The following is a 12,710-nucleotide window of genomic DNA, read 5'->3' as shown; positions in this document are numbered from 1 at the left end:
TGTTGATGTCATTATCGAGCTTACAAACAAAATTAAAAGCGGGTGCTATGTCAGTTGTGCTTGCTGTCGCTTCATTTAGTTCTTTGGCTGCGCATCCTAATTTAGTGATCACGCAAAGCGATGTTGTCAAAATGCGTGGCGCACTTGATAGTCAAGGCTACTTTAGTGAACGCTATCACAGTTTAAAGGCGCAGGTTGATAAAGAAATTGCATTTCCAATTGTGGTGCCCGTGCCTAAAGATGGTGGCGGTGGTTACACTCATGAGCGCCATAAAAAGAATTATCAATTAATGTATCGTGCTGGGATTATTTATCAGCTTAGCCAACAACAAAAATACGCAAATTATGTTCGCGATATGTTACTTGAGTACGCAACACTTTATCCTAGCTTAGATGTACACCCGAAACGTAAAGTGAAATCACAAAACCCAGGGAAATTGTTTTGGCAAAGCCTAAATGAGGCAATGTGGTTAGTTTATACTATCCAAGCATACGATTTGGTTCATGATGCGCTGACAGATCAGCAAACTAATATCATTGAGCAACAGTTACTTCGTCCTGTTGCCTTATTCTTATCGCAAGGGCAACCAACAACATTCAATAAAGTGCACAACCATGGTACGTGGGCAACTGCTGGCGTAGGCATGGCGGGTTACGTTATGAACGAACCCGAATGGGTTGAAAAAGCGTTATATGACCTAGATAAGTCAGGTAAAGGAGGGTTTTTAAAGCAGCTAGATATGCTGTTCTCTCCACAAGGTTACTATAACGAAGGGCCTTATTACCAACGTTTTGCCTTATTACCCTTTGTTACTTTTGCACAAGCGATTGCACACAATGAGCCACAACGAAAAATTGCTGAGCACCGTGATGGCGTGTTGTTAAAAGCAATAGATACCACCATTCAATTGAGCTACAACGGCTTATTTTTTCCTATTAATGATGCTATTAAAAGTAAAGGTATTGATACCATTGAGCTTGTACATGGTGTTACGGTTGCCTACAGCCTAACTAATGATACTGGCTACTTAGATATTGCAAAGCAGCAAGGGCAAATCATTCTATCAGGTGATGGCCTAAAAGTAGCACAGGCGCTTGATAAAGGTTTAGCAACACCTTACACGTTTAAATCAGTGGCATTTGGTGACGGCAGTGATGGTAAAGAAGGCGCATTAGTTATTATGCGTAGCCAACTTGATGGCGACCAAGCACTGTTATTTAAGCCTGCAGCACAAGGTTTAGGGCATGGCCATTTCGATAAATTAACATGGCAGTTTTATGATAAAGGCGAAGAGATTGTCTCTGACTACGGTGCCGCGCGGTTTTTAAATGTGGAAGCTAAGTTTGGTGGCCGGTACCTGCCAGAGAATAATAGTTACGCTAAACAAACGGTTGCTCACAATACCGTGGTGGTTGATGAAACGAGCCACTTCAATGGTGACGTAGAAGTAGGCAATAAAAATGCGCCAACACTTAACTTTTTTGAAACGTCAAAATACGGCACAGTATCAAGTGGTGAAATTAGCACCGCTTATAAAGGTGTTGAGCTTGAACGCACATTAGCCCTAGTGAATCTAAAAGAGTTGAACAGTACAGTCGCTCTAGATTTATTTAGTGTAGTGGCAGATAAAGCGCATCAACTTGATTTACCGCTTCATTATAAAGGACAGCTTATTGATACCAACTTTAAGCTCAAAGCCAATACTAAACAGTTATCGGCGCTGGGTGACAAAAATGGTTATCAGCATCTTTGGTTAAAAGCAGGATCAACACCAAAGCAAGGATTAGCAAAGGTATCTTGGCTGAACGACAATGGCCGCTTTTACACATCAACATCACTTGTTAATGGTGATGAATCCTTCTTATTCACTCAGATTGGTGCGACTGATCCTAACTTCAACTTACGCAATGAGCACGGTTTTATCCGCCGCGTATCAGGTACTAAGCAACATCAGTTTATTTCAGTACTTGAACCGCATGGTGAATATAACCCCAGTAAAGAATATACCTTAATGGCCCAAAGCAGAGTGACAAACATAAAGCACTCACAGCAGGGTGAGATGGTATTTGTTGAGTTAGAAATAGCTAAAAAGCACTATTTGATCGCGATTAATAATGCGACGCTTGCGAGTAAAAAATCATTTAAATATCAACATCAATCATATTCATTAAACGGCCGTTTAGGCGTTTATTTAATGAACAACATTTAGGAGTATTTGCTATGAGTAAGCAAAGCAATCACTTTACATTTGCTAACGAAGCAGAAATTGAAGACTTAGGTAATGGCTTAAAGCGCCAAATGTTGGGTTATAACGAAGAGCTGATGGCGGTCAAGATTTGGTTTGCAGAGGGGGCAATTGGTTATAACCATGCACACCGTCATTCTCAAGTGACTTATGTTGTAGAAGGGGAGTTTCACTTTAATATTGACGGTGTAACTAAAATTTTAAAAACGGGCGATAGCTGTTTCATTCCTCCGTATGCTGATCACGGCGCAACGTGCCCGACGGGGGGAATTTTAATTGATACATTCAGCCCTGCGCGCGAAGATTTTTTAGAGGATAAATAACATGAAACTTCAAGGTTTGCGCTGGTGGGTCATTGCATTAATTGCGTTGGCAACCATTATAAACTACATCGACCGTCAAGCCTTAAGTGTGCTGTGGCCTGATATAGTAGAAGAATTATTCCCCAACGAATCTGCACTTGAGCGTAAGCAAATTTATGCCAACATTTCTATCGTGTTTGTATTTGCTTATGCGTTTGGCCAAGCTATTTTTGGTAAAATATTTGATTGGGTTGGTACGCGTTTTGGCTTTGTTCTGTCGATAGGTGTGTGGTCATTTGCCACCATTGCACATGCATTTGCACAGGGCGTTCTTAGCTTGAGTGTTTTTCGCGCCATTTTAGGTGTAGCAGAAGCGGGCAACTGGCCGGGCGCCGCAAAAGGGAATGCAGAATGGTTTCCAACCAAAGAGCGGGCATTAGCACAAGGTATATTTAATTCAGGTGCAGCGATTGGCGGTATTATAGCGATCCCCCTTATTGCCTATCTAACGGTGTATTTTAGCTGGCAAATGGTGTTTGTCGCTGTGGGTATTATGGGCTTTTTGTGGTTAGTGCCTTGGTTAGTGTTAGTTAAAGCACCACCTGGATCACACCCGTGGCTTAGTGAAGAAGAAAAGCACTACATTTTATCTGGCCAGCGTCGTGAAGTGAATGATGAAGGACAAGAAGAGGAAGAATATAACCCTTCGACTAAAGAGCTGTTAAGCAGAAAGGAAAGTTGGGGGGTGATCATCGCATCAGCGGCAATTGACCCTATTTGGTGGTTATTTGTGTTCTGGATCCCAATCTATTTAAACGAAGTGTATGGCATGGATGTTAAATCTATTGGTATTTACGGTTGGGTGCCTTATGTGGGAGCCATGTTTGGCGCGTGGTTTGGCGGTTTGTTAGCGCAAAATCGTTTAAAAGCTGGTTGGAGTACAGATAAAACTCGTAAGCTAACGATCACCTTAGGCTGTTTGATCATGTTGCCTGCATTGCTTGCAATGGCGAACCCTGGCGAGCCTGTTGTCGCAGTTCTAATCATGGCCGTTATTCTATTCGGTTTTCAAACAGCGATAGGTAATGTACAGACTCTACCAAGTGATCTACTTGGCAAAAAAGCCGTCGGATCCTTGTCTGGTTTTTCAGGCATGGCGGCAAAACTCGGCGCTGTTGGCCTCACCTCTTTAGTTCCTTATTTAACCGCTGGCGGAAATTATACGCCTGCGTTTGTTATTGGTGCCTCTTTGGCTATTACTGCAATGTTGGCCGTCTGGATTTTGATTCCAAAAATTGAGCCTTTAAAAGCACCCAAGTAACAGCGTGTTTAGCGGCAGAGCAACCAAAATCCTGCCGCTTACTTACAACAAGGGTAAGTTAATAAATGAAAAAAATATTCTTTTTAGGCGAGTGTATGCTCGAGCTTAGAGCGATTGATGAGAGTACGCTCAACCAATCATTCGCAGGTGATGTATATAATTCTGCCGTGTACCTTAAGCGCTGCTTTAACAGTATTAACTCGGCAATTGTGACCGCATTGGGCACCGATGCAATCAGTCAAAAAATGCGCCACTGCTTTGTGCAAGAACAACTAGGTACACAATTAGTGTTTGCTCATTCAGATAAAGTGCCCGGTGTGTATTACATCGAAACAGATGATCAAGGAGAACGCAGCTTTACTTATTGGCGTAATGATTCAGCGGCAAGAACGGTGATCGATTTTTATAATCCCACAGTTATTGATGAGCTTGCGTCAGGCGACATGCTTTTTTTCTCAGGAATATCGCTTGCTGTTATAGAGCCCGATACTCGCGCTATTTTTTGGCAATCCATTCATACTTTAAAAGCTGCCGGTGTGAAGGTTGTTTTTGATCCTAATTATAGAGCGAGATTATGGCAGTCTGTTGAAGAAACTAAGCAGCAGTATGCGCTTGCTTTTCAGTGTGCAGATATCACGCTACCGGGCGTAGAAGATTTACACGCTTTGTATGGGGTGGATTCGGTTGAAGATGTCCTTGCGCACCTTAGTGATTATGACATCAACGAAGTGGTTATAAAAAATGGCCCCGAATCAGTATTAACCATGGTTGATGGCCAATTACAACGCCACACAATTACACCGGTAGATAATGTTGTTGATACAACGTCAGCAGGCGATGCGTTTAATGGTGTTTACCTAGGAGCTCGGTTATCTGGGCTGCCAGTGTGTGAAGCGGTTAGTAAAGCCGCAAAAGCTGCTGCGGTCGTAATCCAACAGCCGGGCGCAATTACCGCAAAAGCGGTTTTCAATCAGGCTATGGCTGATTCGTAATATGTAACTTAAACAAAAAGGCCCCAATGTAATGCCTGAGTCTTTTTGTCTCAACACATAATAACTATTAAGAGAGATACAACTATGACTCGTTTTACTGAACTCATGTCAGGACAAACACTGCTACCTTTAATTCAAGCCGACAGTGTTGATCAAGGGGTGAATATAGCCAAAGCAATGGCGGCGGCAGGACTAGGTTTAGTGGAAGTCGTGTTACGCACGGATGCATCGTTAGCGACAATAAGGGCTATCAAGGAAGCCGTACCTTCATTAAAAGTGGGCGCAGGTACAGTCATCAATGCTGAAATTTTACAGCAGGCACTTGATGCGGGTGTTGATTTTATTGTTACTCCGGCGGTTTCACCTTTACTACTTGAATCATTAAAACAATGCTCAGTGCCCGTCGTGCCTGGTGTGTCTAACACCGCTGATATTTTACTTGCATTAGAAGCAGGTTTTACTGAGCAAAAGTTATTTCCTGCTTCATTATCAGGGGGCGCACCATTTTTGAAAGCAGTGTCAACCGTATTTCAAAGCGTTACATTTTGCCCAACAGGTGGGGTCAATGCGCAAAATAAATATGAGTACCTTGCTTTAGACAATGTAATTGCCGTCGGAGGTACTTGGGTTGCGCCTAAAGAGTGGGTTGAACAAGAAAACTGGCAGGCGATTACCGATGCCTGTGTTGAGGCAAACAAAGTATAAGGGATAGATAATGGGATCTTTACTAGCCAAAGTTAACCCCGGCGTAATTGTTGGAAATAATGTTACACAAGTATATGCGCATGCCAGAGAGCACCAATATGCGTTACCTGCGGTTAATGTTATTGGTACATCATCTATTAATGCAACCTTGAATGCAGCAAAAAAAGCGCAGTCGCCTGTTATTATTCAACTGTCGAACGGTGGCGCGCAATTTTTTTGTGGCAAAGGTCTTGCCTTACCTGAGCAACAAAGTGCAGTGCTTGGTGCTGTAAGTGCGGCTAAGTATGTTCATAGTGTCGCTGAGCATTATGGCGTGCCGGTTATGTTGCATACGGATCATGCTGCGAAAAAGTTACTGCCGTGGATTGATGGCTTGTTAGATGAAGGCGAACGTTATTTTCAGCAAACAGGGCAGCCTCTTTTTAGCTCACATATGATCGATCTTTCTGAAGAGCCATTAGAAGAAAATATAGCAATTTGTGAGCGTTATTTAGCGCGTATGGCAAAAATGGGCATGACCTTGGAAATTGAACTAGGGTGTACTGGGGGCGAAGAAGATGGCGTGGATAATAGCCACCTTGATAGCGCATCCCTTTATACGCAACCTAAAGAAGTAGCATACGCCTATGAAAGGTTAAGTAAAGTCAGTGCTAACTTCATTATTGCAGCCTCGTTTGGCAACGTTCACGGCGTTTATAAACCGGGCAACGTTGTTTTAACCCCCCGTATTTTAAAAGACTCACAAGCCTATGTTTCGCAAAAGTTTAACCTGCCCCACAATAGCTTAAATTTTGTATTTCATGGTGGTAGTGGTTCAGAGCAAGAAAAAATAACAGAGTCATTAACGTATGGCGTTGTAAAAATGAACATTGACACCGATACGCAATGGGCGTGTTGGGACGGCGTACTTAATTATTATCAAAACAATAAAAATTACTTACATAGTCAAATAGGTAACCCAGATGGCAACGATAAGCCGAATAAAAAATACTATGATCCGCGAGTGTGGTTAAGCCATTCAGAGCAAAACATGACGATGAGATTATTACAGTGTTTTACCGACCTTAATTGCGTTAATAGGTACTCATAATGAAACGACTAATCCCAGTTTTAAAAAATGATGGTGTGGAAACAGATTTAATTATGTTGATCCGCACTATTTTAGCGACCAGTAAAGAGATTGCATTTCGTGTAGGCCAAGGAGAACTTGCAGGGGTGTTAGGCTCTACGCTAGATGAAAATATCCAAGGTGAAGTACAAAAAAAGCTCGATGTGATTGCCAATCAGTTACTCAAAGATATGTTACTTGAGGAAGATTCGGTTGCTGCTATTGCCTCCGAAGAAGAAGATCATGCTGTGCCAGGTAATCCCGATGGTCACTATATTGTTGCTTTTGACCCGCTCGATGGTTCTTCAAATATTGATGTAAATGGTCAAATTGGCACTATTTTTACCATTTATGCGAAGCGTGATGATGTGCCCCATGACAGTGATGAACAGTTTGTTCAAGCAGGTATAAAACAGCTGTGCGCAGGCTATGTGCTTTATGGCCCTTCCACTTTGTTAGTGATGAGCACAGGTGGCCCAACACGCTGTTATACGCTGGATTTAACTCATGGCGGCTTTTTGCTAACAACCCCTGAAATGACTGTTGCGCACGAAAGTAAAGAGTTTGCTGTGAATATGGCTAACTACCGCTATTGGCATGAAACTATTCAGACTTATTTCGATAACGTACTGTATGCGAGCCAAGCGTTTGAAAAAAGCTCAATGCGCTGGAGTGCCGCTATGGTAGGGGATATTCACCGTATTTTATCAAGAGGCGGCACATTTCTGTATCCAGAGGACAAACGTGCGGGTAATGACAATGGCAAAATAAGGCTACTTTATGAAGCCAATCCGCTGTCGATGTTGATTGAAAACGCAGGAGGACAAGCCAGTTCTCGTGGTCAGCGAATTTTAACCATAGAGCCACACAGTCTTCACCAGCGAGTAGCGGTTGTCATGGGGTCATCTTCTGCTGTGGCATTTTTTAATCGGACTGTTTATGAGTCATAACAAAACAGTGGTGTATTTTGAGGCGATGCGTTATGACAGGTGTTAATCAGATACAGCAAACCTCAGTGTAAGTTTAACGAGATCTTCTTTACTGGCATGAATACGACCAATGATAAACGGGTGTCAGTTTTGGTGCGCAACTCGGTGCTCATATTTGGCAAGCTGCCCGTTATGAATTGATTATTTGGTTAACCAATTTGTTTTTTTTGAATTTTACTACTGCTACATTAGTCTTAAAGGTAAATTAATTCAGCAATAGAATTAATCCTGTAATTATTTAAATTGCTATTTATCAATGCCTTACTTTTATATCTGCACGGTGACTTATTGGTAATGTAAATTGGTCGACTTTTTTATTAAATGTTATTACCAAAAGGGTTGATCTTTTTTTGTTCAAGTGTAATTATTTGGTTAACCTTTTGTGAAAGCGAACGGCCAATGACAACAAATATAAACCAAAGCATTCGAACACACAGGAAACACTATGAAGCATAAATTATCTAGCGTTACATTAGCGATACTTTCAGCTACAGCATTGAATGTTGCATCAGCGCAAGAAGCAAAGCAGCAATCTGTGGATGAACTTGAAGTAATTGAAGTGTCAGGTATCAGGCAGTCGCTTACTAATGCATTAGCACAAAAACGTTCAGCCGCAAGCCTTGTAGAAGTGATAGAAGCCGTAGATATTGGTAAGTTACCGGATCAAAATTTAGCTGAAGTATTAGAAAATGTAACCGGTGTACAGATCACGCGTCAAGCAGGTGTCGGTACGGGGGTACAAATTCGTGGTACGAATGCGAATCGTACAGAAATTAATGGTGTTTCTACAGTGGGTTCCGGCTCTGGTAGAACAGGTATCAGTTTTGAAGATGTGTCGGCATCGATGATCTCTGGTGTTGAAGTGATTAAATCACCAGAAGCTAAAACAATAGAAGGATCTGTAGGAGGCACAATTAACCTTCGTACAATCCGCCCATTGCAACTTAATGATACGTTAGCAGCTTTTCGCGTACAAGCTGAAGACAGTAGCCTCTCCACTGATAGCATTAAACCAAGAATATCGGGTTCTTGGGGTGACAATTGGCAACTAGATTCTGGTGGCGAATTTGGCGCTGTATTTAGCGCAAGTTATGCAGAGCAAGACGTAACAGCATTTCGTCCTCGAGCTGATCGCGATAACTCCGTCGCAGCGGGGAGTGATGCAGCAAGTGCCCAGTCTTTTGACTTTTTACCTATTCAATTCTTGATTCAGGATTATGATAATTACGAGTCAGAAACGGTTAACTTTGCTGGTACGCTAGAATGGGCACCTAATGAGAACACCAAGTTCTTTTTTGATGCCGTGATGAACGACCAAGACAGACGTCAAGAAAGCTCACGGGTTCAAGCCTCTGGTGTGAGTGACCTTCGTAATGTTGCAGCTCCTAGCGAATTTGAAACGGTTGATTTTGGCGTATTAGACGGCCAAGATTTAGGAAGTATTCAAGCGGCGTTAAAAGGTGTTATCCCTGTTGAAGACGGGGGAGCAGATCCTAATTTACGCTTTTCAAGTGATACAAATGCACGTCAAACTGATAGCCAAATATTTCGATTGGGTGGGCAATGGCAGGGTGATAAGTTATTTGTGAGTATGGAAGCGTCATCGTCACGCTCTGATTCAAATACACCAAGCTTCAATACAACATTGAACTTCATTAACCCTAATGTAGCAACCAATGACTCGAACGAAAATGGCACCCCTTTTGAATATGACTTGAGCGGGGGAGCGCTTGCATTTGGTATTGCCCAAGGTGAAGCAAATGCGCCAACCAGTGCACAGTTACTAGACCCTGCAAATGTTGTATTACGCGATGTAAACCAAGGGCGTGATACGACAGAAAATAAAGAAGATGCGATCAGAGCTGATTTTAATTATTACTTTGACAGCATGATCACGTCGGTCGATTTTGGGTACCGTTATAACAGATCAAGCAGCACCTCAGATCAAGTACGTAATAATGTGGGCTTGCGTAAAATGGCAGATAGCCCATCAGGTGATTTATTTGCAGAGTTGCTGGTGGCCGGGCCTGATAATTTTAACAAAGCAGACGGGCGAACACTCTTTATAAAAGACTTTTTATTAGTTAACCCTGAGCTTGCCGGCTCAAACCCAGACTATGTACTTGAAGTATTAAATGATGCGATTACAGCAAATAATGCGCTTACAGGTTCTGATCGTGCGCCTACATCTCAGGTGAGTGCATTTTTTGACATTGAAGAAACAACGCATGCATTGTACGCACAAGCAAATTTCGAATATGAAATGTTTCGAGGTAATGTTGGCGTACGATATTTACAAACGGACATTACGTCAACGGGTAACTCAGTAACAACCGACGATGATGGGAATCAAGTCGTTTCACAAGTCGTGTCTGAAGCGGATTATAATTTTGTATTACCACGTATAAACATCAGCGCAGACGTGTCTGAAGATGTGTTAGTTCGTTTGGGTTGGTCTAAAGATATTCGTCGCCCTGATTATGACGACTTATCTACGTCCGTGTCATACAGCACAAGTCCTAATTCAGCGGTTGCTATTGGTAACCCAGGCTTAGGGCCAGAAGAGGTAACATCGTTTGATATTTCAACCGAGTGGTACTTTGCTCCTTCAGCGTTAGTAAGCGTGGGTTATTTTCATAAAAAGCGCAAAGACCTGCATGTCACAAAGCAAGTTGACCCCTATGAAGACCCAACCACGGGATTTCGTGATGTTGTAGGACCAACCTGTGAAGCCGGTGGCACATTTAACCCCATTGCTGATATTAATGTCTTTGGGCCAGAGCCCGGAGTTGGTTTGTGTGTGCCTACTCAAACGACAGTTAATGATGCTGATACACGCACCCAACAAGGTATTGAGTTGGCATTTCAATATGACTTATCTGAATTCGAAAGCGACTTAGGCTGGGCATCAGGCTTTGGCGTGATGGCTAACTATACGTATCAAAAATCATCAGGAGGTGAAGCAATTGATAATGCAACGAGCCGTGCAAACGCCGTATTTGCATTAACAACGGGCATTGAGAACATTGATGTCTCTGCCAAACAGCCGCTTTTAGATCTTTCTGAAAACGCATATAACTTTACCTTGTACTATGAAAAATATGGTTTTTCAGCGCGTGCAAGATACACGTGGCGAGAAGGTTACCGCTCAGAAGACTTTGGCAGTACATCTAGTTACCCATGGGGCTTCCCAGTTGTTCAAGAGGACCGTGGTCAGTTAAACGCAAGTGTTAATTATGATGTAACCGAGCAATTTAGTGTTGGTATAGAAGCCGTGAACTTAACGAAGTCAGATGTGAGTCAGTCTTGTGTTAACGAAGGATCATTACTGTGTTATCAAGGCTTAACAGATCGTCGTATTACTTTTGGTGCAAGTTACCGTTTTTAATAAGTTAATTGTGTGAGTACCAATTGGTAATTGGTATAAAAGCAAGCCACTAGGCTTGCTTTTTTTTTGCATTATTTTTAGGTGTACCCAACGCTTAAAACATTTGTGTGCGTACATTTAATAAAATGTATATTGGCTGTTTAGCCTATTTGAAAGCCGTTTTATTAAATAATCATAGCAGAAGGCGGGGTCGTTAAAAAATAAGACAACACACATAGCAAAGGCACAGTTATGTGCCTTTTAGGGAATAGAAAAGTAAGATTTATTGAGTTAAATGAGAGATAGAATACAAGCCACGCGTTTCACTTGTTTTACGTTTTATTTCTTCAAGGGCCTTTTTCTCGCTTGCGGCAAAGAGTGAATTAATTAAACGGTTAAAGTGGTTGTGCATGGCTTTACGGGCTGCCGATGAGTCATGGCTGGCGATAGCATCATAAATACATGTGTGCTCTTGTAAACGCTGCTCGTCGCTTTGTGAACACACATCGTCATAGGCCGCGATGATTTGTGGCTCGCTGCGTCTTAACTTCCATAAGTTTTGAATTGACATGAAAATTGCGTTGTTACGGGTCGACTTAGCAATGATCTCATGAAAGCGTTGATCAGCTTCAATCGCCATTTCTGGCACTTGCATATCATCTAAACTTTGCTTTAAATCGGCCAGTTCGTGATCTTGAATTGTTGCCGCTGCTAAGGCCGCAGCTTCAGCTTCAATGAGTGCTCTGGCCTGTGTTAGTTCAAATGCACTAATGGGCTTATCGCTAGCCTCTACTTTATTAGTGTCTGTAACAAATACACCCGAGCCGGTCTTAACTTCAACACGGCCTCTGACTTCAAGCGCAATAATAGCCTCTCGAATTGTAGGCCTACTTACTTGATGAGTTTCTGCTAATTCACGTTCTGCAGGTAAACGGCTTCCAACATGATAGACACCTTGATCTATTGCGGCTTCTAACTTATCAACAACGTTCCAAAAACGTCTACGCCTTTTCATTTTATATTCCCCAAGTTTAGTAAACGGTAGATGCACAGCTTTGATGTGGATAATAATTAAGCCGAACCGAGTAGGCTAAATCACTCCACAAATTGGTAAAAAAGTTGGTAAAAAAATTAATCTAATTGGTAAATTACATTTCTTAGTTTAGCTTGTCAATTTGCTTTTGTTTTAAATTTAGCTGCAAACAGACGATTGAAACTGCTTTATTTAAATTATTCAGCGCTGAAGAGGAGATGTTGTCATCCGAGAATATTTTTTCATCAATATAATTAGTGGGTTAAATGTATTTATGAACGTTTTCTGTTGGCATGGTATTGCTAGTCGTTAAATCAGTGATGGAAAAATAAACAGCCAAAAATGCGAGGGCTAACTTTATATAACTCGGTATAAATAAAGGGCTCCCAGTGTATTCGTTGAGTAAAATTAAAAGAACAAGTATGCATTCTATAGGGTTGGGATTTGCGCTAGAAAATATGATATTTCCTTATGAGCGCTATTGAGTATCATTTATTATTAATTTAATCGCTCAATACAATTAACCTAAGGCAATTAACTACCCGTTAAATGCTTATTCATGGCGTACGTATTATCAAGCTGTTGCTCTATAAAGCAATAGCTGCCTGAATGAAATAAGCCCTGTAACCTCAAACTTTTTTATTGTA

The 12,710-nt window shown here is 41.8% G+C and carries 9 protein-coding genes; 8 read left to right on the top strand and 1 reads right to left on the bottom strand.

All coding sequences use genetic code 11. The annotated features are described in order from the left end of the window. The first annotated feature begins 47 nt into the window (after window positions 1-47). The 8 genes from A7967_RS05995 to A7967_RS05960 all read left to right on the top strand — a co-directional run bounded on the left by A7967_RS05995 (window position 48) and on the right by A7967_RS05960 (window position 11,051). On the top strand, window positions 48-2,210 hold the full coding sequence (locus tag A7967_RS05995; protein WP_419761251.1) for a heparinase II/III domain-containing protein: 2,163 nt from the start codon (window positions 48-50) through the stop codon (window positions 2,208-2,210). Between the two features lie 11 nt (window positions 2,211-2,221). After that, window positions 2,222-2,569: a cupin domain-containing protein gene (locus A7967_RS05990; protein ID WP_054204089.1), complete on the top strand. Its 348-nt coding sequence runs from the start codon at window positions 2,222-2,224 to the stop codon at window positions 2,567-2,569. A gap of 1 nt (window position 2,570) precedes the next feature. After that, window positions 2,571-3,869 (top strand): MFS transporter, encoded by a 1,299-nt coding sequence (locus A7967_RS05985; protein WP_054204090.1) that lies wholly within the window; start codon window positions 2,571-2,573, stop codon window positions 3,867-3,869. A 65-nt stretch (window positions 3,870-3,934) separates the two neighbouring features. After that, window positions 3,935-4,861, top strand: a complete 927-nt coding sequence (locus A7967_RS05980; protein WP_064435513.1) for a sugar kinase — start codon at window positions 3,935-3,937, stop codon at window positions 4,859-4,861. 84 nt (window positions 4,862-4,945) lie between these two features. Continuing rightward, window positions 4,946-5,566, top strand: coding sequence for a bifunctional 4-hydroxy-2-oxoglutarate aldolase/2-dehydro-3-deoxy-phosphogluconate aldolase (eda, locus tag A7967_RS05975; protein WP_064435512.1), 621 nt, complete (start codon window positions 4,946-4,948; stop codon window positions 5,564-5,566). Window positions 5,567-5,576: 10 nt separating this feature from the next. After that, the gene (gene fbaA / locus A7967_RS05970; RefSeq protein WP_054204093.1) at window positions 5,577-6,656 is read left to right on the top strand and encodes a class II fructose-bisphosphate aldolase; all 1,080 of its coding nucleotides are present in this window, start codon (window positions 5,577-5,579) and stop codon (window positions 6,654-6,656) included. Further along, the gene (locus A7967_RS05965) at window positions 6,656-7,624 is read left to right on the top strand and encodes a class 1 fructose-bisphosphatase (protein WP_064435511.1); all 969 of its coding nucleotides are present in this window, start codon (window positions 6,656-6,658) and stop codon (window positions 7,622-7,624) included. The genes fbaA and A7967_RS05965 overlap by 1 nt, the downstream gene beginning before the upstream one ends. A 484-nt stretch (window positions 7,625-8,108) precedes the next feature. Next, entirely contained in the window at window positions 8,109-11,051 is a 2,943-nt protein-coding gene (locus A7967_RS05960; protein WP_064435510.1) for a TonB-dependent receptor, read from the top strand. Between the two features lie 262 nt (window positions 11,052-11,313). Here A7967_RS05960 and A7967_RS05955 read toward each other — a convergent pair whose 3' ends face one another. Beyond that, entirely contained in the window at window positions 11,314-12,045 is a 732-nt protein-coding gene (locus A7967_RS05955) for a FadR/GntR family transcriptional regulator (RefSeq protein ID WP_054204096.1), read from the bottom strand. Between the last annotated feature and the right edge of the window lie 665 nt (window positions 12,046-12,710).

Origin of the sequence: Pseudoalteromonas neustonica, assembly GCF_001653135.1 — a bacterium.
Classification (GTDB): domain Bacteria; phylum Pseudomonadota; class Gammaproteobacteria; order Enterobacterales; family Alteromonadaceae; genus Pseudoalteromonas; species Pseudoalteromonas neustonica.
This window is presented reverse-complemented; position numbering and strand designations above follow the sequence as displayed.

Coding starts and splice junctions, on each gene's coding strand:
- A7967_RS05980 (WP_064435513.1), top strand. CDS start 3,935: ATGAAAAAAATATTCTTTTTAGGCGAGTGTATGCTCGAGCTTAGAGCG.
- A7967_RS05995 (WP_419761251.1), top strand. CDS start 48: ATGTCAGTTGTGCTTGCTGTCGCTTCATTTAGTTCTTTGGCTGCGCAT.
- A7967_RS05960 (WP_064435510.1), top strand. CDS start 8,109: ATGAAGCATAAATTATCTAGCGTTACATTAGCGATACTTTCAGCTACA.
- fbaA (WP_054204093.1), top strand. CDS start 5,577: ATGGGATCTTTACTAGCCAAAGTTAACCCCGGCGTAATTGTTGGAAAT.
- A7967_RS05955 (WP_054204096.1), bottom strand. CDS start 12,045: ATGAAAAGGCGTAGACGTTTTTGGAACGTTGTTGATAAGTTAGAAGCC.
- A7967_RS05965 (WP_064435511.1), top strand. CDS start 6,656: ATGAAACGACTAATCCCAGTTTTAAAAAATGATGGTGTGGAAACAGAT.
- eda (WP_064435512.1), top strand. CDS start 4,946: ATGACTCGTTTTACTGAACTCATGTCAGGACAAACACTGCTACCTTTA.
- A7967_RS05990 (WP_054204089.1), top strand. CDS start 2,222: ATGAGTAAGCAAAGCAATCACTTTACATTTGCTAACGAAGCAGAAATT.
- A7967_RS05985 (WP_054204090.1), top strand. CDS start 2,571: ATGAAACTTCAAGGTTTGCGCTGGTGGGTCATTGCATTAATTGCGTTG.